This window comes from Synechococcus sp. OH30 (assembly GCF_047462175.1).
In the GTDB taxonomy this organism is placed as follows: Bacteria; Cyanobacteriota; Cyanobacteriia; order Thermostichales; family Thermostichaceae; genus Thermostichus.
Genome location: NZ_JANSIP010000002.1, coordinates 124,795 through 146,939, shown reverse-complemented (window position 1 = coordinate 146,939; position 22,145 = coordinate 124,795). Strand labels below are relative to the sequence as shown.

The following is a 22,145-nucleotide window of genomic DNA, read 5'->3' as shown; positions in this document are numbered from 1 at the left end:
CCTAAGCTAAGCTTCTCGGCGCGGTCGGGCCCACTCCAGCCGTAAGGGCCGACCCATAAACTCCTGACCGTTGGCAACGTCAATGGCTTCTTCTTCCTCTGCCTTGGTGGCCAACTCCACAAATGCAAAGCCACGTGTCTGGCCCGTTTCTCGGTCTACTGGGATGGTAACCGACTTAACGTTCCACCGCTGTTGGAAGAAGGCTTTGAGATCTTCAGGTGAGGCTTTATAGTTTAGGTTTCCCACAAAAATGGTCATAGCAATGGAAGCAAAGCAAGGCCCAGGTCAGCAAGAGCAGCAGCCCCAGCTCAAGGTACTTCACTTCTACCACGGCGCCTTGCCCGCTTGCCCAAAATAACAAGACGTAAAGGAATCCCTGCTTAAAAATCTTCGCATTTCCCTATCCAAAATACACCCTTGTCAAACTCTGGGGGACCGGACTTTTTCTGCAGCGTTGTTGGGATCTCCAAGAGTTTCCTCCCCCGCCTAGCTACCGGGGCTTGACATCTTGTTGCAGCTTGTTAAGGAGGATTGTTAAAATATGTGTTGTCCTGCCTTACCCGTCAGGATCAAGGCGGGAACATCACCTACCCCGAAGCCTCTTGAGGTGACGATAATGGAAGAAACGCCAGGTCTTCCCTTGGAGCAAGAATTTCGCCAGCGGGCTTTTGAGATGTTGGTGGCTCGCATGAGCCCCGAGCAAGCTAAGGACATCCTGGTCAAGCTGCACAAGCAGATGCTACTGCAGGAGGTTACCTATCGCCAGTTGCTGCGCCACTTCCTCAACGCCTAGGGGTATATGAATGCCCTTTCGCTGCCTACCTGGTGGATTCACGTGGCTAGCGTCTTGGAGTGGCTAGCGGCCATTGTTTTGGTTTGGCAGTTTGGGGAGCGAATGGGGCGGCCAGAATGGCGAAGTTTAAGCTGGGCGATGCTGCCGGCGCTGGTGGGGGCCATGTGTGCCATTACCTGGCATTGGTTTGACAATGACCCCACGTTAGAGTGGGTAGTAACTGCCCAGGCGGGGTTTACCCTGCTGGGCAACTGTACGCTGGCAGGGGCAGCCTACCACATTTGGCGGGCTGAGCAAGCAGATAAGTGATGAACAGCTTGTTTGCCCTCTCTTTGTTCCCCTACTTGCTCTTTTTGTTTTTCCTGTCGCGGCTGCGTCGGATCCCGCGCCTGGCGTTGGTTGGCTTTTGGCTGCTGCTGCTTTTTGTGGCTGTCAGCATCCCGGCAGGGTTGTACGCCCAGAGGCATTATGGTACTTCTTTAGCCAATGTGGATCTCCTCCATGGAGGGGCAGAGGCTTTTCTCACCCTCTCCAACATTTTGGTGGCTCTGGGCTTCAAGCAAGCCCTTGACCAGCACGCTCAGGGATCCCCGAAGAGCCCAGAGTAGTCGTGATCCCTCAGGCCTCCCTTGGAGTTGGAGGGCAATTGCAAGCAGGTGTAGAATGAAGCTACCAGCTAGCCTAGTTCCCTGGAAGAGACCTGCCTGATGGTGGCCACACTTTCTGTCCCCAAAGTTAAACTCAAAAACCCACCGCTGCGCATCTACCGCATGGGGGACAAGGTGCTGCGGCAACCAGCCAAGCGTATTAGTCAAGTCAACGACGAGATCCGCCAGCTGGCGCGAGACATGCTGCAGACCATGTACAGTTCTGATGGCATTGGTCTAGCGGCGCCGCAGGTGGGTATTCACAAGCGCTTGATTGTGGTGGACATCTATCCCGATAAGCCAGAGGTGCCGCCGCTGGTACTGATTAATCCAGAGATTCGGGAGTACTTTGGCGGGATGGTGGCCGCTCAGGAGGGCTGCCTAAGCATTCCAGGTGTCTTCTGGGAGGTTCTGCGGCCGCAGGGAGTGGTGGTGTCGTTTAAAGATGAAACCGGGCGGCCCCGCACAATCCAAGCCGATGACCTGCTAGCGCGGGTCATCCAACACGAAATTGATCATCTCAACGGCGTGCTGTTCGTAGATTACGTGGAAAACGAACTGCTGCTGGATCAGGAGCTGCGCAAGCACGGCTTCCAGATGCAGGATGTGCAACGCAGAGCTAGCCCAGCTGTTACTCCCTCCCTGAACCCTTGCTAGGATTTCCGCAGGCGCTGCGCTAAGAGCTGTTCCTCCAGAGCGGCAATGCGGTTATAGGCAGCAGTTAGCTGCGCACTCAAGCGCTGAATCTGGGCCTCAGGGGCAAGATCATAGGTTGGCTTGCAGTTGCTTACAGGCGGGTCCTCCTCCAGCAAAAGGTTACGGCTTCCATCTCCAACCAAGTCGGAGTTGAGAGCGCTGTAGTAGGAGGAGGCAGGTACAGCTTTTTTGGCCTCCTGCCGCGCCAGGAGGGCAGCAACCACCTGCTCTGGCATCCGCTCAATTGCAGCTTTCAGCTCCTGAATTTGCAACTCCAGACGCTCAAAATAGTGCTGCAAGGTTTCGCTCATAGCCGCCCTGCTTTCAACTCTTTACTTTCATTGAAAGAGACAAGGTCCGCTCCTCCCTCTCTTTCCCCAGATCATTTAACGATTGAACAAAAATGCAGAATTCCCCTCCTCCCCCCTCCCTACAAGGGGGTTACACTTTGCCAGTGTTCGCAGTGGCTGCCGCTAAGGCTGCCCTTCACCACCTGCTCAAGATTCCCTTGCCGCAGGAGGGCGGTTGCCCGGCCGTGGCAGTGCAGGTGGAGCCGGAGGGGGGATCCCCTACGGCCGGGATCAGGATCCCGGTGGAGCAAGTGGCGGCTTTGTCGGAGGACACGGCGTTGGCCATCACCCGCTCGGATCCTGGCCCCCACCTGGATCTCACCCGCAATACACCGGTCTGGGGGTGGGTGGCTCTGGAGGAAAAAGATCCCACTGCTTCCCCTTTGCTCCTAGAAGCTGGAGAGGGGCTGGGACGACGCGCCGACGGCAGCCCGGCCATCTCTGCCTACGCCCGGCGCCTGTTTGAGATCAATCTTTTGCCCGGGATCCCGGATGGGTATCGCCTACGGGTGCGCATCATCTTGCCGGAAGGCAAGCTACTGGCAGAACGCACCTCGAATGCCGCTTTTGGGGTGCTGGAGGGGCTGGCTCTCTTGGGGACGCGAGCAGAGGTGGAGCCTTCTGCCACTGCCGAGAGCCTGGAGCGGGCCCGCTGCGAATTGCAGCAGAAGTTGGAAAAGCACAGGCATCTGGCCTTTTGTGTCGGCAGCCACGGGCAGCAGGTGGCGCTGCAACAAGGGATCCCGGCAGAGCAGATCCTACTGGTGGCCAACTGGATTGGGCCGCTGCTGGTGGAAGCAGGGTTGCGGGGGGCGGAGTTGGTTCATCTAATCGGCTACCACGGCAAGCTAATCAAGCTGGCGGGGGGCATCTTCACCACCTCCAGCCATGTGGCTGATGCTCGTCTAGAGATTCTGGCGGCAGCCCTAATCCGCAGCGGGGGAGCAGCTGAACAGGCGCGGCAGGTGCTAGAGCTAAGGACGGTGGAGGCGGCGGTGCAGTATCTCAAGGAGCTGGGCTGGGCAAAGCCGGTGCTGCAGGAGCTGGCCCGCCAGATCCGCGAGCGGGCGACAGCCTATGTGCAAAAGTATGCTGGCCGCTCCCTAGAGCTGGCGGTAACGTTGTTTGATCGGCAGGGGCAAGTTTGCGCCCAGGTAGGGCAGGGATTTGGGCCTCAGTTTCCGAGACCCTCTAGCTCAAATCTCGCGGTTTTCAGCGACTCTAGGAGTTGAGCTAAGTTGGATCCAAAGCTACTCAGGGATCTCACCAGTGGCCACTGCTTCTGCGGCTTCTTCCCAGCCTGCTCTCCTGGAGATAGTGGCTTGCTTACAGGCAGCCCTGAGTTCCCTAGAGCTGGGCTATCTCCAAGTCCAGGCGCGTCTTTCCGGCCACCGTCTGCTGCTGCGTTTAGAGGGGGATCCCCTCCCCAATCCGGATTGGCTGCTGCAGCGCCTCTTGCCAACCCTGGAGCAACTGGCGCTGACCCACCGGCACTGCCAGGTGGAGCTGTTCGGCTTTCCCCCCAACGAAGGGATCCCGGAGTGGCACCGCGAGTGGCGCTACCAGCCGCCGCCTAACCCCAATAGCCCTCTGTACCGTGCCCAGCAGGGGGATGTGGAGGCCATCCAGTACGTGCTCAGCTACCTGCTGCGCCCAGAAGGGATCCAGACCCGTGTTCATCTGCATCCTAAGCTGGGCCTCTTACAGGTGAACTTACAGGCTGCGGAAGTTCCGGATCCGGCTTGGGCCAAGGATTTTGTGCGGCGGGTCTTGACCCGCCTGGAATGGGCCTTTGTGCAGCGGCTGCGGCTTTCCGGGCAAAAGCTGGGCGCTTTCTTTCCAGCCTGGAGCCAAGAGTTCGATCTCAAACAGCCTGCCTTTTGGCAGGCTCCTCCGGCCAGACTTTCTCCCTTTCCTTCTCCAGCGCCTGACACTGGCGAGCCCTCCCCACCTTCCCCTACCCCTCTAGACTAAAGGGCAGGGCTCAGAGGGGTCGGCCATGCGGGTTGTTTTCTTTGGCACGCCGGAGTTTGCTCTGCCCTCGCTGCAGCTCCTGTTGCAGCGGCAGTCTCTCTTTGAAGTAGTGGGCTTGGTCTGCCAGCCGGATCGGCCGCAGGGACGAGGGCAGAAGGTACTCCCGCCGCCCACTAAGGTTCTTGCCCAAGCCAATGGGATCCCGGTGTGGCAGCCTGTCCGGCTGCGGCGGGATCCAGAGGTGTTGGCGGCGCTAGAGGCGCTGGCTGCCGATGTGTTTGTGGTGGTGGCCTATGGCCAAATCCTGCCGCCGGCGGTGCTGCAGATGCCCAGGTTGGGCTGCGTCAATGTCCACGCTTCCCTTCTGCCGGCTTACCGCGGCGCTGCCCCCATCCAGTGGGCCATTGCCAACGGCGAGACCGAGACCGGCGTCACCACCATGCTCATGGACGAGGGCCTGGATACGGGAGCCATCTTGCTGCAGGCCAAGCTGCCCATTGGGCCAGAGCAGACCGGGCTGGAACTGGCCTCCCAACTGGCCCAACTGGGGGCCGAGCTACTGGTGGAAACCCTGGTGAAACTAGAAAAAGGAGAGATCACCCCCATCCCCCAGGATGACTCGCGGGCCACCTATGCCCCCCTCCTTAAAAAGCAGGACTTCCAGCTCGATTGGCGGCGCCCAGCCCAGGCCTTGCATAACCAAATCCGCGCCTTTTCTCCCGACTGTTTTACCGGCTTGCAGGGAAAACGGATTAAGATTGTCCGCTCTGCCGCTCCCCAGTTGCATCCACCCCCTGACCCTCTTCCCCAGGGTAGCCCCGGAGAAGTGGTGGGGTTGGCCAAAGGAGAAGGGGTGTATGTGGCTACTGGGGAGGGATCCCTTCTCATCCGGCGGGCCCAACTGCCCGGCAGGAAAGAACAGTCGGCCTGGGACTTAGTCAACGGCGGCCAACTCAGGGTGGGCATGCGCTTTGAGGTGCTGCCGGATCCCTAGCCCCCCTCTTCCTGTGGGAGAGGGGCTGGGGGTGCTACTCCGGCTGGGGAAACTCCTCCCACAGGCGGGTGTGCTGGCGCAGGCTAAGGAACTGGCCGCCGCCGAGAATGAGGTGATCCAAAACCGGGATCTGCAGCAGTTGCCCCGCCTGCAAGAGTTGCCGCGTCAGGGCAAGATCCTCCGGGCTAGGATCCAAACTGCCGGAGGGGTGGTTGTGGGCCACCAGGATGCGGCTGGCTCCTTGCTTGATGGCGCTGCGGAAGGTTTCCCGCGGGTGGGTGAGGGTTTCCGTGGCGGTTCCCCGCGTTACAATCTGCTGGCCAATGAGGCGGTGTTTGATGTCCAAGTGCAGGACGGCAAAGTGCTCTTGGGTCTCCCACATCAGGTCGCCGCTTAGGGCCATGGCCGCCTGTTCTGGCGATTCAATCACCGTCCGCTCGGGTGGTCGGGCCAAAAAGATCCGCCGCCCCAGCTCGATGGCGGCCAACACTGTTGCGGCTTTGGCTGGGCCAATGCCCTCAATTTGCAGCAGCTCTCCGGCTTCCAGCTGGCGCAGTTGGGCTAAGGGATCCCCCTGGGCTTCCAATTTTTTCAAGAGCAACTGGGCCAGGCCAACGGCTGAGAGCTTGCCCGGCCCCTGGCCGGTATTGAGCAAAATGGCCAGCAGCTCCGCGTGGGAGAGGCTTTTGGCCCCCTGGCTGAGCAGTCGCTCGCGCGGGCGATCCTGAAGGGGAAGGTCGCTGATACGCAACACGTACTGGCTCATCTTGCGGCTAAGGCAGAGAAGAGGTTTTTTTCAACAGCCAAAAGGGGCGGCGGCGCTCTACGACCTGCCAAGTTGCTGCTAGCTCAGCTACAAAGGGATCCCAGGTCACCAGATAGTCGGGCACCTGCCAGGCGGCTAGCTCCTCCAGGTTGGCGGCATAGGGCACCCGCAGCGGGCCATAAAAATAGGGTACAAATGACCGCAGCCCATAGAGGCCAACCCTTCCCAAAAGAGCCGGTTCTGGGCCGGCAAACCGCTGGAAAAAGTAGATGGATCCCCCCTGGGTATGCTGCAACACCCGCGGGAAAACCCAGCTCCAGGCCAACTGAGCGCTTAGTCCGGTGGCCAAGAGCAAGATGGCCCATCCCCGAACGCTGTGCCGCGCTCTAATCCAGGCCAGTCCCCCCAACGCCAGGAGCCCAGCAGGGCCATAGGTGAAGAAGGGCCATTCTACCTCGGCCTGCAGATACCCCAGGGCCAAGCTGCCCGCTAGGCTCTCAAAAAGGTCGGCAAGCGGGATCCCCAAAGCCGCCAATCCCTTCTCGACCCTCGGCAGCAGCAGGACGGGATCCTGGGATCCCAGCCAGGGCAATAGCAGCCACAGGGCTAGCCAAAACAAGCCGCTCAGCAGGATCCAGCCGCCTTCCCAAACGCTGAGTCGAGCCTCTCTTGATCCCAGGCGTTGCAGGCGCAGGGCAGCAAAGTAGGCCCCAATGGGGTAAAGCAGCGAGGTGTAGTGGATCAACTTGGTTTGCACCAAGAGCGAAAACAGGGCCAGCACCACCCCGAAGGCCACCAACAGCAGGCGTTCTGCCCGCTGAGTTAAATCCGCCGCTGCCGAGTTACTGTGCCTATGGAGGCTGGCCAAGATCTCGGCCAAGGCCAGAGCCGCCCAGGGAAAACACCCTAGAGCAAAGGCCAGGAGATGCAGGTAAACTGGGCCGGGGTGGCCGCTGGGGGTACTCACCAAACCCCACTGGTAGTGCCAAAACGCCGCCAGCCACTGCAGCCCCCGCGCCGCTGCTTCCAGCGCCAGCCAGGCCAGAGGAATAGCCCCCGCTAAGCCAAGGAAGGCTACCATCTCCCCCCACCGCCTTGGCGGATCCCCCAGCCAGAGCTTGTAGAGGGCCCAGATGCCCAGCGGCAACACCAGCCCCACGGGTCCTTTGGCCAACACCGCTAGGCCCAAGGCCAGCGCGCCCAGGGCGTTCCACCCCTGCCCGGAGCGGCCGGAGCGACGGGCCTCGTCAGCAGCCCAAAGGGATCCCAGCCCCACGCCCATGCACAAATTCAACAGCGGGTCGATGAGGCCGGTTTTGTAGAAAAACAAAGGCAGGTAGCCCGTCAGGAGCAGGATCCCCCAGAGGCAGCCAAACCCCACCCCGCGCAGCCGCGCTCCCCACGCCCCCAAGAGGGCCACCGTGATGCCGCCGGCAAACGCATTGGGTAGCCGCGCTGCCCCTTCGTTGACCCCCAGGGCCGCCATTGCCAACGCCTGCAGCCAGAAAAACAGAGGCGGCTTCTCGTAGAAGGGCTCGCCGTTGATCTGCAAAGCCAGGGGATCGCCGCTGGATAGCATCTGCCGCGCCAAGCTGGCGTAAATGAGCTCGTCCCAGTCAAACAGGTAAGGGATCCCCTGGCCCGCCCCCAGCCATAGGAGGGCCAAAAGCCCCATTCCTAGGGATCCCTGGAGGCCGCCAAGAAGCTTAGCCATGGAAGGCTTCCAGAGGCACCACCCGGCCCACACTGGCGGGCGAGCGCAAAAGGCGCAGTAGGTGAGCGGCTAAGGTGGATCCCTCGATCTCGGCGGGCATCTCCACCCCACACCAACGGCTGGAGCTCTCCTGCAGGGCCGCCACCCAATCGGGAGTTAGGGATCCCCGCGCCACCCCAATCAGTTGCGGCAGCGGCTTCTGGCGATAGAGCCCGATCCAACGCACGCCCAGCCGAAACGGCCCAGGCCGAAAACGGGGGTTGGGACTGCCGTCCGCTTCAAACTTGCTCAGCATCAGTTGCAGCGAATAGATCTGGCGGGTATTCAAAGGGGGAGCGGCAACCCGGCGGGCGCGAAAGGTGGGCACCATCTCGGCAAAAGGAACCTGGACAGTCTGCTCCTCCCCTGGAGTGGTGTCGAAGGCGTAGCCGTAGGCCGGGCTGTCCCAGCCCCCTTGATCCCGCAGCAGAACCTTGTAGCGCTGTCCATCGCCCCGTAGCCGCAGCTCCAGCCCGGCAAACTCCGACGCATCCAGAGGCGGCTGCCAATTGCGGGTGCGCGTGGAAACAAAGCCGCCGAAGTTGGCCGTGGAAACCTGGCCTGTAAACAGCAGCTCACCCTCCCCCCAGAGCAGTTGGCTTTGACTCACCCCGCCCATCACCACATCGTCGAGGATGCCCCAGAACTGGTTCAGCTGGGGATCGGGCTGGCGGAAGTCAAAGAGCAGCTGTTCTGTTTGGCCGCTGCGGCGCAGCTGCTCCAGGCGGGCCTTGGCCGTCTCCGGATCCCCCAGCCCTAGGATCACCCTGGCCGTCACCCCGTCCTGGCTCTGCCCCACCTCCGCCCCTTGCTGGCGCAGCGCCTCTGCCAAACCCTCAGGCAGGCCATTGCCCAAAAGCAGCAAGGGAAGGGAAGTAGCGGGCGTTAGAGAAGGAGGCATAAAGTAAGCGGCTGGGCTTGGAAAGCTATTCTGCAGCCAGCGCCAGAAGTTAGCAAAGGGGAGCACCTCGTAGTAGGTGAGGGTGTTCCAAAACCGCCCCAGATCCCAGGTCATGGTTTAGCTACTCCAAAACGCGCCCTACCTAGCTCCCGCAAGAAGAGGATCCCCATTCTCCAGCGTAGGCAAAGTTGAGCGTGAGGGGACATGAAACAGGTTAGCCGCTGGGACCGGCAAGCAGGACCTTGATGTGGGCGGCAATGCGCTGGGCAGCGCCTGGGGAGCCAATGCGCCGTTGACCGTGGGCCCGCAGCTGGGCGGCGTAAGTGGGATCCTTGGCCAGGCGGTCCAGAATTTGGCAGAGCACGCTAGGGGCCTGCTGCGGCGAAGTGAGGTGAACGGCGGATCCCAGAAGGCGACTTTGGGCTTCGGCAAAGCGGGGAGTAAATTGCGGCCCCTCCCCCGGCAGCGTCACCACCGGTTTCCCTAGACCGACGCATTGTTCCGTGGCTGTCCCCGCCATGGCCAACACCGCCGTAGCTCGGTGGGCACAGGTGCCGAAATCCCCCCACACCAGCAGCAAGTCGCGGCGCCGGGGCGGAATCTTCTCCTGAAGAGGCGCCCGCTCCAGGGTGGGGCTGAGGGCTGCATAAACTTGGATCTCCAGCGGCAGTTGCTCGACCACCTGCATCATCAAGGCCCAGTTACGGTAGGCTTCCGGAGGGCGGGATCCCGGCAGCAGCAGCACCGCAGGCCGGTCGGGATCTAAAGGTAATTCTCCCCGCGGCTCCAGACCATCCATCATGGGGTTGCCCAGGTAGAAGGCTCTCAGGCCCCGTTGCTGCAGGGCGGTTGCCGTCAGCTCATCCCGTAAAAAAGAACCTAGGCAGCGCCGGTGGGCCATCAGCCAGCGCTCCCAGGGCAAGTAATCGGAAACCGGCTGTCCCAGCCAAGAGCGGTGGTAGGGCCCCCGTTCGTCCCGCCAGTAGTAGTCCGACTTGGCCGTGCCCACAAAGACGTAGGGGATCCCGCTCCACCACGCCATGGCCAGGGGCACAATGTCTCCCACGGCTAGCACCAGCTCCACCTGAGGGGCTAGGCGGCGCACCAGGGCCAGTTGCTTTCCTGTCAGGCCCAACAGGCCAGCGCGCAGATCTCGCCACAACTGCCGCCAATCCTGGTAGATAAACCCCCCCGAAGGCATTACCCGAGTTAGGGGCAGCAGTGGGATCTCTTGCCGTCGATAGGCCACACCTTCCCCTACAATTGGCAGGGCCTGCACTGAGATCCCCAGTTGGGTGAGGGCTGAGGCAATGCGGCTAGCCACCTCGTCTTCTCCGTGGCCATTGCTTAGGCACAGCACCCGCGCCGGCATTGGTGGATTCAAGGGCATTCCTACAGCTTGGTGGCAACTCCAAACCTCGCCAGGGCAGGGGATCCCATGGCGTCGATCAGATCCCCTCAATTAAAATAGAGCCAACCCAAGGGGGGAAGCTAGGGAATGCTCCGGAACGACCGCCAACGAGCTGAGTTGATCGCTGCAGTGGAGACCCTACAGCTGGAAGGCCCTTACTTTGTCGAAACACGTCTTTTGCGCCAGCGAGGGCCGTTCTGGCGGGCGGTAAAGGATGTGCCAGCCGGTCAGCCCTGGTGGGAGATCCGCTACTTCCCTGCCTGCAGCTGCTACGCTTGGGCCTACCTGCCGGAAGGGACTGGCCCCCGCGAGTTTGGCTGGGGCCACACGCCGCAGCAGGCTTTCCTCAACGCCCTCTGGCAACGGACTCCGTCTGCCCCCTAGGGTAGGCAGGAGGGAGACCCCTCCATCAGAGTTGGGGATAGGGATCCCCTTTACTTCCACCTATGTACCTATGAAACCCCAGGCCATTGCCCGGATTCTCGATGCCAACCTTGACCGTGCTCGCGAAGGGCTGCGGGTCCTGGAGGAGTGGTTTCGCTTTGGCCTAGAAAACGGCGAGCTGGCTGGCGAATGCAAGGCGATGCGCCAGGCCCTAGCTCGTTGGCACAGCGACCCGCTGCGGTTGGCCCGCGACACCTCTGCCGACCCGGGCACCCAGATCTCCCATCCCCAGGAAGAGGAGCGGCGGGATCTCAGTCACCTGTTGCAGGCCAATTGCAGCCGCGTCCAGGAGGCGCTGCGGGTGCTGGAAGAATACGGCAAGCTGGCTGAATCCCACCAGTGGGTGGCCCCTGGGTTAGCCAAGCTGGCCAAAGACATGCGCTACCACCTCTACGTTCTTGAAAGTGAGCTGCTGGGCAGATCCCTGCGCCGGCGGCTTTTGGCAGCTCGCCTCTACCTAGTCACTAGCCCGGTGCCCAACTGGCTGGAGGTGGTGGAGAAGGCGCTGCGGGGGGGGGTAACCTTGGTACAGTACCGCCGCAAGAACCTCCCCGATAGGGAGATGCTCTGGGATCTCAAACAGCTGCGGCAGCTGTGCGACCGCTATCAGGCGTTGATGATTGTTAACGACCGGGTGGACTTGGCTTTGGTCAGCCAGGCGGACGGCGTGCACCTAGGCCAGACAGATCTGCCGGTTGCCCAAGCCCGGCAGCTGCTGGGATCCCAGCGCCTAATTGGCCTCTCCACCACCAACGCTGAGGAGCTGGCCCAAGCCCTCAGTAGCGGCGTGGACTACATCGGCGTCGGCCCTGTCTATGCCACTCCCACCAAAGCAGAAAAACCCCCTGCTGGTCTGGAGTACGTGCGCCTAGCCGCTGAGAAGGCCCATCTGCCCTGGTTTGCCATCGGCGGCATCGATCTCCACAACCTGCCGGAGGTGCGCCAGGCTGGCGCCAGCCGCGTAGCTGTGGTGCGGGCCCTGATGGAAGCGGCGGATCCCACCCAGACTGCCCGCGCCATGGTGGCGGAGCTGCAAGGGATCCCTGCTCTATCCTGAAGTATAGACCCCGAATCCTCTCAAGACCCTTCTAACTCCCGATGGCAGAAGCCGCAAAAGATCTCACTGAGCTCACTCGGCAAAGGGAAAGCAGTGGGGATCCCGGCTTGACTGGGATTGCCACTGAGGTGCAAGGGGAGCTGATCCAGGAGCTGGATCTGATGATCCGGGCCCGCTACCCCCTGATCTACCTGGTTTCCCCCGAAGAGGAGCCGGCGGACGCCGTGCTCGTGCAAGTAGCCAAGAGAACCGATCCGCCGCGGCGGCTGCTGTTTTGGGATTTGGTGCGGGGCTGGCAGGATACTGGCGAAGACCGCGGCTCCATCATGGCCGCCCTAGGGCGGGTGTGGCGCTCGGCCCCCCAGGAAGACACCCTGTTTGTGCTGCGGGATCTGCACTTTGTGCTGCGCAATGCCAGCAGTGACAAAAACGCCCCCATCCTGCGGGAGCTGAAGAACCTCAGCCGCGAGCTCAAGCGCACCCGCAAGACGCTGATCCTGCTCAGCCACACCCTGGAAGTGCCCAGCGACTTAGCCGAGGAGATCACTGTTGTCGACATTCCCCTGCCCAACAGCGAGGAGATCAACCGCCTCATCCAGCTCTACGTGGCCCCGGAAAAGCTAAAGCTCAGCCCTCTAGGTCGTGAGCAACTGGTCAAGGCCTGTCAGGGGCTGAGCCGGGAGCGCATCCGCCGCGTTTTGGCCCGCGCCTTGGCCGCCAAGCAGGAGGTGAACGAGGCCGATATTGACCTGGTGTTGGAGGAGAAAAAGCAGGCCATCCGCCAGACCGGCATCCTGGAGTTTTTCACCGCCCGCGAGACCCTAAAAAGCGTGGGCGGGCTGGACAACCTCAAAGCTTGGGTGCGGGTGCGCCAGGAAGCCTTTACCGAAGAGGCGCGGCGCTACGGCCTGCCCAACCCCAAGGGGGTGCTGCTGGTGGGGATCCAGGGCACCGGCAAATCCCTCTCCGCCAAGACCATTGCCAATGAGTGGCGGCTGCCACTGTTGCGGCTGGATGTTGGGCGGCTGTTTGCTGGCATTGTGGGGGAATCGGAAAGCCGCGTGCGCCAGATGATCCAACTGGCGGAGGCCATGGCCCCCTGTGTGCTCTGGATTGACGAAATTGACAAGGCCTTTGGCAACATCACCAGCGGCGCCGACGGCGATTCGGGCACCAGCCGCCGGGTGTTTGGCAGCCTGATTACCTGGATGCAGGAGAAAACCAGCCCGGTCTTCATCGTGGCCACGGCCAACAACGTGCCCCTCTTGCCGCCGGAGCTGTTGCGCAAGGGCCGCTTTGACGAGATCTTTTTCCTCAACCTGCCCACCTACGCCGAGCGCAAGGAGATCTTCCGGGTACACCTGCAGCGGCTGCGCCCCAGCCGGCTGCGGGAGTTTGACCTGGATGCCTTAGCAGCGGCTGCCCAGGACTTCAGCGGCGCCGAGATCGAGCAGGCCATCGTTGACGCCATGTACAACGCCTTTGGGGGCAGCGGCAGCGGCGCTCGGCGTGACTTCACCCAGGAAGACATCCTGCAGGCCATCCGCGAAACTGTGCCCCTGGCCTCCATTGCCCGCGACCAGATCGAAAGTCTCAAGTGCTGGGCTGCTCAAGCAGGCGCTAGAACTGCCTCCCAGGATGCCCAGGTGCTGCAGGAAATGAAGCAATGTTTTGCGGCTTCGTAGAGGGAATCCCCAAATCTTCTCGGCTCGAAGGAAGCAAGCGTTAGCACTCCCGCCAACTCGCAGTCCACAAACCGACGCCTAAAGGCGTTGTCAAACCTTCCCTCCCCCGTTCCTTGAGGCAAAGCCCCAAGGTTCTGCTTACTTTCTTCAGCAGGTTGGGCTGGAAGCGCCTCTTTCTCGCGTAAGACCCGCGCAGAGGCTGGCCACCGGTCGGTTTTTTCACCGGCAGCGGGCAGCTCGTTTGCCTCCAAGAAGCTGGCTTTTGCCCTGTAGCTATGCAAGCTGCATGAGCTTACGGGCTTTTCCGCCCGTCACTAAAGCACGGGGCCACCAAGCTATCCCGTTGGCAAACCCGCCAGGCTCAGCTTCAAGCCCTGGAGTCGGATTCCCGGCAGGCGGCTCATTTGTAACTGGGACTTGCCACTTTCCCTTCCTGAGCGCTACTGACCTCTCTGGGGGCGGATGGTTGAGACAACCGCCCTTTCAGGGATCCCGTCGTGTCACAATAGGTAGAAATTGGCTTTTTCTGTCTTGGCGCTGTGCTCAAGCCCCTCTACTACCGCGAGATCCCTTGCCCAGATACTGCTCAAGTGCTGCGCTGGCTGCAGGAGCACCTGCCTCTGCCTACGGGCAGCCAAAAGGTGCTTACCCCCAGCGGTCTGCGCCTAGAGGGATCCGGAGCCAAGCTGGCCGTTTTCCTCTGGTCGGGGCTGAACACCACCTATCTCAAGATCTTTCAGTGGTCAGAGCGGCCTTTCCCCCGGCAGGATCGCTGGCTAAAGGAAGTGGAGAGGGCCATCCAAAGCCAATTTCCCCACCGCTACCCGCAGTTGCCAGAGGTCGATCCCAGCCAGGGATCCATCTTTGAGCAACTGGAGCCTTTTTACCCGCAAACGGTGAAGTATTTCCGCCGCATTCCCAACGGCGAGTTCGACCTGCAGCGGGTTTACTGGTGGGAGAAGCGCTGGCGGGAAGAAGTGCAATCCCCCTATCCTCAGCGGCAGCCGGTGCTGTTTCGCCGGCCCGCCCCAGAGCCCGCCCCCCAAGTGTGGGACTTGGTGATCGTGGGCGGAGCGCTGGGGGCCATCTACGGCGCGGCCATGGCCCGCCTGGGCTATCGCGTAGCCTTGGTGGAACGGCTCCCCTTTGGCCGCATGAATCGGGAGTGGAACATCTCGCGGCGGGAGCTGCAGACGCTGGTGGAGTTTGGCCTCCTCAGCCCTGAGCAGATGGAGAGCCTGATCCTACGGGAATACACCGATGGGTTTAGCAAGTTTTTTGATGGCAACAGCCCCGTGCGCGCCCCCGTCTTGCACACGCCGACGGTGCTCAATCTGGCTATCGATGCCGAAAAGCTCCTGCAGCTCTGTGGCCAGATCCTAAGCTCCTGTGGCGGCGCCATCTATGAGCGCAGCGAGTTTCAGCGGGCCTACATCGAGGAGCAGGGCGTCACGGTGGTGGTTAAGGACTTAACCACTCAAGAAGCGTTCTCTCTGGGAGCCCGCCTGTTGGTGGATGCCATGGGGACAGCCTCCCCCATTGCCCAGCAGCTCTACGGCCGCCGCGCCTTTGACAGCGTCTGCCCAACGGTGGGGGCCACCATTGCAGGGGGGTTTGAGCCAGGGGTTTGGGATCCCCAATTTGGCGACATCCTCGCCAGCCACGGGGACATCAGCCGCGGTCGGCAACTTATCTGGGAACTATTCCCTGGGCCAGGGGAGGATCTCACCTTCTACCTGTTCCACTACCACCAGGTACACCCAGAAAACCCGGGATCCCTCTTGGAGTTGTACGAAGACTTTTTTACCATCCTGCCCGAGTACCGCCGCTGTGACCCGGAGCGTCTGCAGTGGAAAAAGGCCACCTTTGGCTATATCCCCGGGCGCTTTGGCCGGCAGCCAGCTCCCAAGGAGCCCTTCGATCGTGTCCTCTTGATTGGGGATGCGGCAGCCCTGCAATCACCCCTGAGCTTTACGGGGTTTGGATCCCTGGTGCGCAACTGCCCCCGCCTGTGCGAGTTGCTGGATACAGCCTTGCGCCATGACCTGCTCAAAGCCGCCGACCTAGCCCAGATTCGCGCCTACCAAGGTAACTCAGCGGTGACCTGGTTGTTTTCCTGCGGCATGATGGTGCCCACTGGTAAAGTGCTGCCGCCCGAGCGCATTAACGCTATCCTCAACAGCTTTTTCGGCATCCTCACCACCGAGCCGCCGCAGGTGGTGGACGACTTTATCAAAGACCGAGCCGGTTGGCTGGCCTTTAACCGCATGGCCGTCAAAGCCGCTCTGCAGAACCCACGGCTGCTAGGGTGGATCTGGGAGGCAGTGGGGGCAGAAGGCTTTGCCCGCTGGCTGCCCACCTACTTCAGCTACACTGGCCTGGCCTTCCTCTCGGCCCTCCTGGGAAGTTGGTTCCCCAAGCTGTTGCGGCGCCTACAGCCCTGGCTGGAGCCCCGCTACCCCCGGCTGTGGTTGCGCTGCCTGAGCTGGAGCTACACCCTCACCTACGGGGTAGGCCGGCCGCGCCTTGAGTTTCATCTTCCTACCCCTCCTTCTCCTGCGCCGCCAAGCGTCCAAAATGCAATACCAGCCTAGGCCGGAGACTTTCATTGCACCGGTTGTTTCTAGGCTTTCGCCCTCTTGAAACCACTGTCTCTCTGATGTCTGTAGGAGAGGCGGGTGCCGACTGTTAAACTCGCAAAAAATCTCGACGAGTGCTAGCATTCCTTACTTTGGTTTGCTAGCAGTTTTCTCCCTTATCTGCGCAGGATTGTTCACCAGAGCGCTCATCAGGCAAGGCTCCCCGCTTGGGTGCCGAAGCATCCCATCCCCAGGGAGTGGCTGGCGGAAAAAGAGTTCTGCCCGCCTGCTTTTAGCCTTGGCAATTGGCCCAAGTTGAGTATAATCAGTGCCTACCATCTATTAACCTTCAGGTTCAGGCCGATGAGGGTTGGGAAGGGATCCCAGCGTGAATCGGTCAAGAGCTTGGTCGGCCTCTTTTTGCATTTTCGCGTCCGTAGAGCTGGATCCAATGGTTTATACCTTTGAGATCATCGGCGTTGCGCCTGCCCTTGAGTTCTTCTATCAGCAGCAGGAGCTGGCAAAGCGGCCTTGTGGGGTAGAGTACTTAGGCACCCGCCCTTGCACCCTAGATGCGCTGTTGCAGTCTTTGGAAGAGCTGCCGGCGCGGCGGGGCTGGGACTGGGATCAATTGGTCGAAGCCGTGATCCGCTTTTGGTGCAGCAACCCCGATTTGGTGAGTTTGTGGCGGTCTCGCTTGCGGGACGCCGGGGAAGATGCCCTGTTGGTCTCACGGGTAGGGCACATCCAATCCCTACAGCGGGAGTTTGAGTGGCTGCTCAACCAATCATAAAGCGGGTAGGCTAAGGGCAGGATTGGTTGGTGACTACCTATGAGCGACACCGTCTTCAGCAAGATCATTCGCAGGGAGATCCCGGCCCAGATTGTCTACGAAGATGAGCGGGCCATCGCCTTCAAAGACATTGCCCCTCAAGCCCCTGTCCACATCTTGGTAGTGCCCAAGGAGCCTATCCCCGGCATTGCCCAGGCCAAGCCCGAACACGAAGCATTGCTGGGGCACCTGCTGCTGACGGCTCAGCGGGTGGCTGCCGAAGCTGGCCTAAGCAAAGGTTATCGCTTGGTCATCAACCAAGGAGAAGACGGCGGTCAAACCGTCTTTCACCTGCACATCCACGTCCTGGGCGGTCGGGCAATGGGCTGGCCGCCAGGCTAGCTCTGGGTTTCCCCCAGCTAGAATGCTGGGAGGGTGGCTGGCGCACGAGGTCTAGGGGCAATGGAGTGGCATGTCACCGATGCGGAAAGCCTGATGATCATTGACCAGGAGGTGGGTAAGCACGAGCTTTCCCCCGCCGAATATGAGGTGGTGCGTCGGGTGATTTACGCTACGGCAGACTTCGAGTATCTCCACCTCCTCCGTTTTGCTAACGAGGCGCTGCAGGCGGGGGCGGCGGCTTTGGCGGCGCGCACCACCATTGTGGTGGACGAGCCAATGGTGCAGGTGGGCATTGCACGAGCGGTGCAGAACACCTTTTCCAATCCCATCTACTGCGGCAGCGAAGCTGTCACCCGTCCCCAAAAAGATAAGACCCGCTCTGCTTGGGGATTGGAAACGCTGGCCCAACGCTATCCTGAGGCCATCTTTATCGTTGGCCAATCCCAGACGGCTCTTTCCACGTTGGTGCAGTTAATCGCCGAGAAAGAGGTGGCCCCTGCTTTGGTAATTGCCACGCCGGCTGGGTTTGTGGATGTGGTGAAAGCCAAGCGGGAGCTGGCCGATTCCATGGTGCCCCACATCCGCACCGAGGGACGTAAGGGCGGCCCCGCCGTGGCGGCGGCGGTCTTGGATGGACTTTTGGACTTGGCTTGGCAAGCCTATGTGCGAGCCAGCAGCCCAGACCCTCCGGGCAAATCAAGTCCGATCTGAATCACAGTTTCGGCGGGATCCCGGTCACTCCTTCTTCCCTCCAGCCCTGGCAAGATAAGAGCCATCTTCTCAGTGCCAGAGCGAAGAAGTGGCCTGGGAAGCGGCTAGTCGAAGGGGGATCCGGTTATGCGTCAGTTTATCCGAGTTTGGGGAAGCGGCTGGCTTTTGGCGTTGACCTTGGCCGGGGGAGGGTGGGCCCAAATGGATCCCAATCGGGTGGCGGCTCTTTTGCCCGCTGACCAGCCGGCTCTCCCGGCGCCGCCAGACCTCGACCAGAGGGAAGCTCAGCTCAGCCCCTACCAGCGCTGGCAACAGCAGCATGCTGCTGCGGAGATTCCCTTTTGTAGGTTCGAGGGGATCTTCTACCACCTCTTGCAGGAGGCGGAACAAAGACCAGAAGGACTGCCTTTTCCCCTGCAGCCAGCTGGGATCCCTTTAGGAGAAGGTAGCCCTTTTTTCCTACGTGCCAACGGGCTGGTCTACCGAGTGTCCTATTGAAAGAGGGGAAGTGCTTGCGTATTTCTCCTCTTCCCCAGGGAGGGGGATCAGGGGTTCAGTAATGATTTCCCACCTTGCGATGGTGGACAGCGGTGAGGCCCTCCAGATTGGAGACCCGCCCGGCTTCCACGGTGCTGTACACCACCCAGTGGTCGCTGGTTTCTAGGCGGCTGGCCACGCGGCACTCCAAGTAGGCCAAGGCCTCGGCAAGGATAGGGGATCCGTTGGCAGCGGGGTAGGTCTTGATGCCAGCAAAGCGGTCAGCTCCTGGCGGGAAGCGCTTTAGGAAGTGGCGCATCAGGGACTGGTGATGGCCCTCCTGCAGCACATTGAGAACAAAGGTGTCCCCTACCTGCAGGAAGGACTCAATTGCCCGATCCTTAGCCACGGCAACGCTGATCCCTGGGGGATCGCTGCTGGCCTGGGCCACCCAGGAGGCGAGCATGGCGCTGGTGGCCTGCCCTTTGCGGGCGGTGAGGATGTAGAGGCCATTGCTGATGCGGCCCAGGGCGCGATCCAGGTCGGCATCCAGGGCTTTCATCTGCTGAATGTTGCGATCCCGGGTCAGCCACTGCCCCAGGTCGGTGCCAGCTTCTTCGGCCAGTTGCAGCAGAGTTTCGTTGACAGGTTGCTTAAGGAGAATGGGAGGGAACACCTCTTTGGCGCCCAGCTCCTGCAGCGTGTTGCGGCAGAGGTAGACCGACTCATCATCTTCACCGCCCGACTCGAAGAGGCCAAAGCCTTGTTTGCTGTGGGCAGAGGCCAAGAGGGTTTTCAGCAGCACCTGGGTGGTGGCCGCGTCTGGCCCTGATTGGGGCGGCATGCCTATCACCACACCTGCGGCTAGGCTCATCAGCTCCCGCACCTCGTGGGCATCCAGCAGCCGCAGATCCAGCAGCTCGACGGCAACCCCGGTTTTTTGAATCCCGCGGGCAAGGGCTTGGGCCAGCGTTTCCGCCTGGCCGTAGCCCGACAGGTAGAACACGGCCGCTAGGCGCTCGGCTTTGGCCTGCTCTAGGCTCCAGGTGCGGTAGTGCTCCACCCAGTCGGACAAGTGATGGCGCAGCAGAGGGCCGTGGCCAGTGGCAATGGCAGCGATGGGAGGCAGGGCCTCCATGCGCTTGAGGGCAGACAACACCGAGCGGGCATTGGGCCCCATGAGGCAGTCGTAGTAGAGCTTAAAGTCTGCCTGTAGCAGGTGGGGATGCTCGTCCCAGGCCAAGTCGTCGCAGTAGTGCATCCCAAACACATCGCAGGTGTAGAGGATCTGGGTGCCGTGGTCGTAGGTGAGGATGGTGTCGGGCCAGTGCAGGTTGGGGGCAGAGATAAACTCCAGGACATGCCCCTTGCCCAGATCCAGGCGATCCCCCTGCTTTACCACCAGGTGCCGGAAGGGCCGATGCACGAGGTTTTCCAGAAATTGCACGGCCACTTTGGAGGCTACCACTGTCATTTGGGGGGCTAGCTCCAGCAGATCCCCGACTAGGCCGCTGTGATCTGGCTCAGTGTGGCTAACCACCAAGTAGTCGATGGTGGCCGGATCCAGGATGCCTTGCAGCAGATCCAAGTACAGCTGGCGAAACTTTTCGTGGGAGGTGTCAATCAGGGCCACCTTCTCCCCGCGGATCAAAAAGGAGTTGTAGGTCGTGCCATTTTCCAGGGCAAATTCAATGTCAAACCGATCCCGATCCCAGTCCTGGGAGCGGATGGCCAGGGTGTCGGCCCCAATGGGCAGAGTTTGCAGCGTAAGATGAGCTGAACGCGGTGCAACTGCCGTAGTGGCCATGTTTCCCCCTCTGCCAAATGGCAACTTTACTTAACACACTTAACACTCATCGTAACCCTGATGTAACTGGATGTTGAGGCAGCTAGGTGCAGGAGGACAGCGGCCAAGTTTTGATTTTCTAATGAAATGCTTCAGGGATCCCCAAACTCCCGACCCCCAAAGGAAGTGGAAGCAAAGGCTGCGGCAAATTGGGCCAGGGTGTAGCGCAGTTGATCCAAGTTTTGGCCGGTGGCAGCGGAGACAAAGAGAGCCTTAGGATAAAGCAGGCGCACATCCTCTACCCATTCGGGATCGAGGCGGTCAATTTTGTTAAACACCAGTTGTCGCGGGCCAGTGGCCAGGGGCATCTCGTCCAGTAATTTTTCCACCGCCTCGATTTGCCCTTCCCAGTTGGGGTGGGAGAGATCCACCACGTGCAGCAGGGCATCCGCCTCCGTTACCTCCTCCAGGGTGGCTCGGAAGGCCTCCACCAGTTGCTCAGGCAGCTCGGTTAAAAAGCCCACCGTGTCGGTCAACAGCACCGCCTGCTGGCCGGGCAAATCCAGCCGCCGCGTGGTGGGATCCAGGGTGGCAAAGAGTTGGTCAGCCACGTAGACCTGGGCGTGGGTGAGGGCGTTGAGAAGGGTGGATTTGCCGGCGTTGGTGTAGCCCACCAGGGCCACCATGGGGATCTGGGATCCCTCCCGTCGCTGGCGCAGCCGCTGGCGGTGGCGGCGCAGCTCTTCCACTTCTTGCTGCAGCTTGCTAATGCGCCGCTGGATGGCCCGCCGCTCCATTTCCAATTGGGTTTCCCCCGGCCCCCGGGTGCCGATCCCACCCCCCAGCCGCGACATGGTGCGACCGCGACCAGCCAGGCGCGGCAGGAGATACTGCAGTTGCGCCAGTTCCACCTGCAACTTCCCTGCCCGGCTTCTGGCCCGCTGGGCAAAGATGTCTAGGATCACCTCGCTGCGATCCACCACCCGCACCCCCAGGGCCTCTTCTAGGTTGCGCACCTGGCTGGGGGTGAGCTCGCGGTCGAACACCACCAGGTTGGCCCCCAAATCCTGCACCAGCAAGGCCAACTCCTGGACCTTACCCGAGCCGATAACGGTGGCGGAATCTGGGCCCTCCCGCCGCTGCCAAAGGGTGTGGAGCACCTGGCCGCCGGCGCTTTCCACCAGGCGGCCCAGTTCCGCCAAGGCGTCCATGAGATCCTCGTAGCTCTGTCCCGGCTTCTGCAGCCCCACCAGGATGGCCCGCTCCTGCTGGGGATCCACCTGGTGAGCGCTTGCTTGGCGGCGGAAGCCATCTTCTAGCTCCGCCACCAGCTCCTGCAGATCCTGCTCTGCCAGGATCCCTAAGGGCAAAGGCTCAGAAACCTGCCAACGGCGCTCTTCCTCCGGCACCAGATGGGCTAGGTAGGCGCACTTGATAAAGCCTGTGGCCCCTCCTCCGCGGCGCAGCCGTCCCTCTAAAGGGGATACCGACAGGGTAATGAGAGCGTCCAGCCGCTGTAGGGCCATGGCTGTCAGGGCTTTTTGGCTAGGCCCCCCCGCCCCCACCTGGGTGGTGATGCAGCGGATCCCAGACAGGCGCTCCGCCCCCTGGCGCGGCAGCTCCCAAGCCGGGATCTGGGTTTCAAAAGGGGATCCCAGCCCCACGCGAATTACTTGGCCGCGCCGGTTGAGGTAAACACTAATGGGCTGGCCTTCCAGATCTTGGGTGAGGGCTCCCAGCCGTTGGGCAAACTCCACCGTCACCAGACAGTTGGGGGGCAGGCGCAGTTGGTAGAGCCGTTGCAGTTGCTTGCGCTGGTAGGGCTTTAGCCCCTTGGCCTGGGCAAAGCGAAAACCGAGGTCATTCTGCTGGCGAGAGGTGCCAACCCTGGGCATAGGAAGAGGGAAAGACCCGAAAAGAGGCTTTCCTCTACCATATACGCTAGTA

At 61.2% G+C, this 22,145-nt stretch carries 23 protein-coding genes; 15 read left to right on the top strand and 8 right to left on the bottom strand.

Translation table 11 applies throughout. The features are described from left to right. Positions 1 to 6 precede the first annotated feature (6 nt). Positions 7 to 258, bottom strand: a complete 252-nt coding sequence (locus NW830_RS03550) for an RNA recognition motif domain-containing protein (RefSeq protein ID WP_414361123.1) — start codon at positions 256 to 258, stop codon at positions 7 to 9. Positions 259 to 616: 358 nt separating this feature from the next. On the opposite strand from NW830_RS03550, the gene NW830_RS03545 reads away from it, so the two are divergent. The 4 genes from NW830_RS03545 to def all read left to right on the top strand — a co-directional run bounded on the left by NW830_RS03545 (position 617) and on the right by def (position 2,097). Next, positions 617 to 793: an NblA/ycf18 family protein gene (locus NW830_RS03545; protein WP_414361125.1), complete on the top strand. Its 177-nt coding sequence runs from the start codon at positions 617 to 619 to the stop codon at positions 791 to 793. A gap of 6 nt (positions 794 to 799) precedes the next feature. Beyond that, positions 800 to 1,102: a DUF2499 domain-containing protein gene (locus NW830_RS03540; RefSeq protein WP_414361126.1), complete on the top strand. Its 303-nt coding sequence runs from the start codon at positions 800 to 802 to the stop codon at positions 1,100 to 1,102. Next, entirely contained in the window at positions 1,102 to 1,401 is a 300-nt protein-coding gene (locus NW830_RS03535; RefSeq protein WP_414361128.1) for a DUF3593 domain-containing protein, read from the top strand. The genes NW830_RS03540 and NW830_RS03535 overlap by 1 nt, the downstream gene beginning before the upstream one ends. A gap of 99 nt (positions 1,402 to 1,500) precedes the next feature. Beyond that, positions 1,501 to 2,097: a peptide deformylase gene (gene def / locus NW830_RS03530; protein ID WP_414361130.1), complete on the top strand. Its 597-nt coding sequence runs from the start codon at positions 1,501 to 1,503 to the stop codon at positions 2,095 to 2,097. Here the strand turns inward: def and NW830_RS03525 are convergent. Then, positions 2,094 to 2,447, bottom strand: a complete 354-nt coding sequence (locus NW830_RS03525; protein WP_414361131.1) for a hypothetical protein — start codon at positions 2,445 to 2,447, stop codon at positions 2,094 to 2,096. The genes def and NW830_RS03525 overlap by 4 nt on opposite strands. A gap of 92 nt (positions 2,448 to 2,539) precedes the next feature. Between NW830_RS03525 and cbiD the strand changes: the two genes are divergently transcribed. The 3 genes from cbiD to fmt are packed head-to-tail and all read left to right on the top strand — an operon-like array spanning position 2,540 to position 5,454. After that, complete coding sequence (gene cbiD / locus NW830_RS03520) at positions 2,540 to 3,718, top strand: cobalt-precorrin-5B (C(1))-methyltransferase CbiD (protein ID WP_414361133.1); 1,179 nt, start codon at positions 2,540 to 2,542, stop codon at positions 3,716 to 3,718. Positions 3,719 to 3,755: 37 nt separating this feature from the next. Next, positions 3,756 to 4,460, top strand: coding sequence for a hypothetical protein (locus NW830_RS03515; RefSeq protein ID WP_414361134.1), 705 nt, complete (start codon positions 3,756 to 3,758; stop codon positions 4,458 to 4,460). Between the two features lie 25 nt (positions 4,461 to 4,485). Next, positions 4,486 to 5,454, top strand: coding sequence for a methionyl-tRNA formyltransferase (gene fmt, locus NW830_RS03510; RefSeq protein ID WP_414361136.1), 969 nt, complete (start codon positions 4,486 to 4,488; stop codon positions 5,452 to 5,454). 34 nt (positions 5,455 to 5,488) lie between these two features. On the opposite strand, the gene radC is transcribed toward fmt, so the two are convergent. The 4 genes from radC to NW830_RS03490 form a co-directional block, all read right to left on the bottom strand. After that, positions 5,489 to 6,220: a RadC family protein gene (gene radC / locus NW830_RS03505; protein ID WP_414361138.1), complete on the bottom strand. Its 732-nt coding sequence runs from the start codon at positions 6,218 to 6,220 to the stop codon at positions 5,489 to 5,491. A gap of 7 nt (positions 6,221 to 6,227) precedes the next feature. Continuing rightward, positions 6,228 to 7,934, bottom strand: a complete 1,707-nt coding sequence (locus NW830_RS03500; protein WP_414361140.1) for an ArnT family glycosyltransferase — start codon at positions 7,932 to 7,934, stop codon at positions 6,228 to 6,230. Continuing rightward, positions 7,927 to 8,988 (bottom strand): CIA30 family protein, encoded by a 1,062-nt coding sequence (locus NW830_RS03495; RefSeq protein ID WP_414361142.1) that lies wholly within the window; start codon positions 8,986 to 8,988, stop codon positions 7,927 to 7,929. The genes NW830_RS03500 and NW830_RS03495 overlap by 8 nt, the downstream gene beginning before the upstream one ends. Before the next feature lie 100 nt (positions 8,989 to 9,088). Next, positions 9,089 to 10,258, bottom strand: coding sequence for a lipid-A-disaccharide synthase-related protein (locus NW830_RS03490; RefSeq protein WP_414361143.1), 1,170 nt, complete (start codon positions 10,256 to 10,258; stop codon positions 9,089 to 9,091). A 114-nt stretch (positions 10,259 to 10,372) separates the two neighbouring features. On the opposite strand from NW830_RS03490, the gene NW830_RS03485 reads away from it, so the two are divergent. The 8 genes from NW830_RS03485 to NW830_RS03450 all read left to right on the top strand — a co-directional run bounded on the left by NW830_RS03485 (position 10,373) and on the right by NW830_RS03450 (position 18,433). After that, complete coding sequence (locus tag NW830_RS03485) at positions 10,373 to 10,669, top strand: hypothetical protein (protein ID WP_414361144.1); 297 nt, start codon at positions 10,373 to 10,375, stop codon at positions 10,667 to 10,669. A gap of 70 nt (positions 10,670 to 10,739) precedes the next feature. After that, positions 10,740 to 11,786: a thiamine phosphate synthase gene (locus tag NW830_RS03480; RefSeq protein ID WP_414361231.1), complete on the top strand. Its 1,047-nt coding sequence runs from the start codon at positions 10,740 to 10,742 to the stop codon at positions 11,784 to 11,786. A gap of 161 nt (positions 11,787 to 11,947) precedes the next feature. After that, a complete protein-coding gene (locus tag NW830_RS03475; protein ID WP_414361232.1) occupies positions 11,948 to 13,471 on the top strand; it encodes an AAA family ATPase in 1,524 nt (507 codons plus the stop codon). A gap of 539 nt (positions 13,472 to 14,010) precedes the next feature. After that, positions 14,011 to 16,065, top strand: a complete 2,055-nt coding sequence (locus NW830_RS03470) for an FAD-dependent oxidoreductase (protein ID WP_414361146.1) — start codon at positions 14,011 to 14,013, stop codon at positions 16,063 to 16,065. A 436-nt stretch (positions 16,066 to 16,501) separates the two neighbouring features. Beyond that, complete coding sequence (locus tag NW830_RS03465; RefSeq protein ID WP_414361148.1) at positions 16,502 to 16,843, top strand: hypothetical protein; 342 nt, start codon at positions 16,502 to 16,504, stop codon at positions 16,841 to 16,843. A gap of 39 nt (positions 16,844 to 16,882) precedes the next feature. Next, the gene (locus tag NW830_RS03460) at positions 16,883 to 17,224 is read left to right on the top strand and encodes a histidine triad nucleotide-binding protein (protein ID WP_414361150.1); all 342 of its coding nucleotides are present in this window, start codon (positions 16,883 to 16,885) and stop codon (positions 17,222 to 17,224) included. Positions 17,225 to 17,284: 60 nt separating this feature from the next. Further along, entirely contained in the window at positions 17,285 to 17,935 is a 651-nt protein-coding gene (locus NW830_RS03455) for a precorrin-8X methylmutase (RefSeq protein WP_414361152.1), read from the top strand. A gap of 126 nt (positions 17,936 to 18,061) precedes the next feature. Then, positions 18,062 to 18,433: a hypothetical protein gene (locus NW830_RS03450; protein WP_414361153.1), complete on the top strand. Its 372-nt coding sequence runs from the start codon at positions 18,062 to 18,064 to the stop codon at positions 18,431 to 18,433. 55 nt (positions 18,434 to 18,488) lie between these two features. Here NW830_RS03450 and NW830_RS03445 read toward each other — a convergent pair whose 3' ends face one another. Both NW830_RS03445 and hflX read right to left on the bottom strand, forming a co-directional pair. Next, positions 18,489 to 20,219, bottom strand: a complete 1,731-nt coding sequence (locus tag NW830_RS03445; RefSeq protein ID WP_414361155.1) for a diflavin flavoprotein — start codon at positions 20,217 to 20,219, stop codon at positions 18,489 to 18,491. A 131-nt stretch (positions 20,220 to 20,350) separates the two neighbouring features. Beyond that, positions 20,351 to 22,093: a GTPase HflX gene (gene hflX / locus NW830_RS03440; RefSeq protein ID WP_414361156.1), complete on the bottom strand. Its 1,743-nt coding sequence runs from the start codon at positions 22,091 to 22,093 to the stop codon at positions 20,351 to 20,353. Positions 22,094 to 22,145 lie beyond the last annotated feature (52 nt).

Excerpts from the sequence above, each read along its gene's own strand:
- NW830_RS03540 (WP_414361126.1), top strand. The coding sequence starts at position 800 with ATGAATGCCCTTTCGCTGCCTACCTGGTGGATTCACGTGGCTAGCGTC.
- def (WP_414361130.1), top strand. The coding sequence starts at position 1,501 with ATGGTGGCCACACTTTCTGTCCCCAAAGTTAAACTCAAAAACCCACCG.
- NW830_RS03545 (WP_414361125.1), top strand. The coding sequence starts at position 617 with ATGGAAGAAACGCCAGGTCTTCCCTTGGAGCAAGAATTTCGCCAGCGG.
- cbiD (WP_414361133.1), top strand. The coding sequence starts at position 2,540 with ATGCAGAATTCCCCTCCTCCCCCCTCCCTACAAGGGGGTTACACTTTG.
- NW830_RS03535 (WP_414361128.1), top strand. The coding sequence starts at position 1,102 with ATGAACAGCTTGTTTGCCCTCTCTTTGTTCCCCTACTTGCTCTTTTTG.
- NW830_RS03550 (WP_414361123.1), bottom strand. The coding sequence starts at position 258 with ATGACCATTTTTGTGGGAAACCTAAACTATAAAGCCTCACCTGAAGAT.
- NW830_RS03455 (WP_414361152.1), top strand. The coding sequence starts at position 17,285 with ATGGAGTGGCATGTCACCGATGCGGAAAGCCTGATGATCATTGACCAG.
- fmt (WP_414361136.1), top strand. The coding sequence starts at position 4,486 with ATGCGGGTTGTTTTCTTTGGCACGCCGGAGTTTGCTCTGCCCTCGCTG.
- NW830_RS03525 (WP_414361131.1), bottom strand. The coding sequence starts at position 2,447 with ATGAGCGAAACCTTGCAGCACTATTTTGAGCGTCTGGAGTTGCAAATT.
- NW830_RS03480 (WP_414361231.1), top strand. The coding sequence starts at position 10,740 with ATGAAACCCCAGGCCATTGCCCGGATTCTCGATGCCAACCTTGACCGT.
- radC (WP_414361138.1), bottom strand. The coding sequence starts at position 6,220 with ATGAGCCAGTACGTGTTGCGTATCAGCGACCTTCCCCTTCAGGATCGC.
- hflX (WP_414361156.1), bottom strand. The coding sequence starts at position 22,093 with ATGCCCAGGGTTGGCACCTCTCGCCAGCAGAATGACCTCGGTTTTCGC.
- NW830_RS03500 (WP_414361140.1), bottom strand. The coding sequence starts at position 7,934 with ATGGCTAAGCTTCTTGGCGGCCTCCAGGGATCCCTAGGAATGGGGCTT.
- NW830_RS03495 (WP_414361142.1), bottom strand. The coding sequence starts at position 8,988 with ATGACCTGGGATCTGGGGCGGTTTTGGAACACCCTCACCTACTACGAG.
- NW830_RS03460 (WP_414361150.1), top strand. The coding sequence starts at position 16,883 with ATGAGCGACACCGTCTTCAGCAAGATCATTCGCAGGGAGATCCCGGCC.
- NW830_RS03465 (WP_414361148.1), top strand. The coding sequence starts at position 16,502 with ATGGTTTATACCTTTGAGATCATCGGCGTTGCGCCTGCCCTTGAGTTC.
- NW830_RS03445 (WP_414361155.1), bottom strand. The coding sequence starts at position 20,219 with ATGGCCACTACGGCAGTTGCACCGCGTTCAGCTCATCTTACGCTGCAA.
- NW830_RS03450 (WP_414361153.1), top strand. The coding sequence starts at position 18,062 with ATGCGTCAGTTTATCCGAGTTTGGGGAAGCGGCTGGCTTTTGGCGTTG.
- NW830_RS03485 (WP_414361144.1), top strand. The coding sequence starts at position 10,373 with ATGCTCCGGAACGACCGCCAACGAGCTGAGTTGATCGCTGCAGTGGAG.
- NW830_RS03475 (WP_414361232.1), top strand. The coding sequence starts at position 11,948 with ATGATCCGGGCCCGCTACCCCCTGATCTACCTGGTTTCCCCCGAAGAG.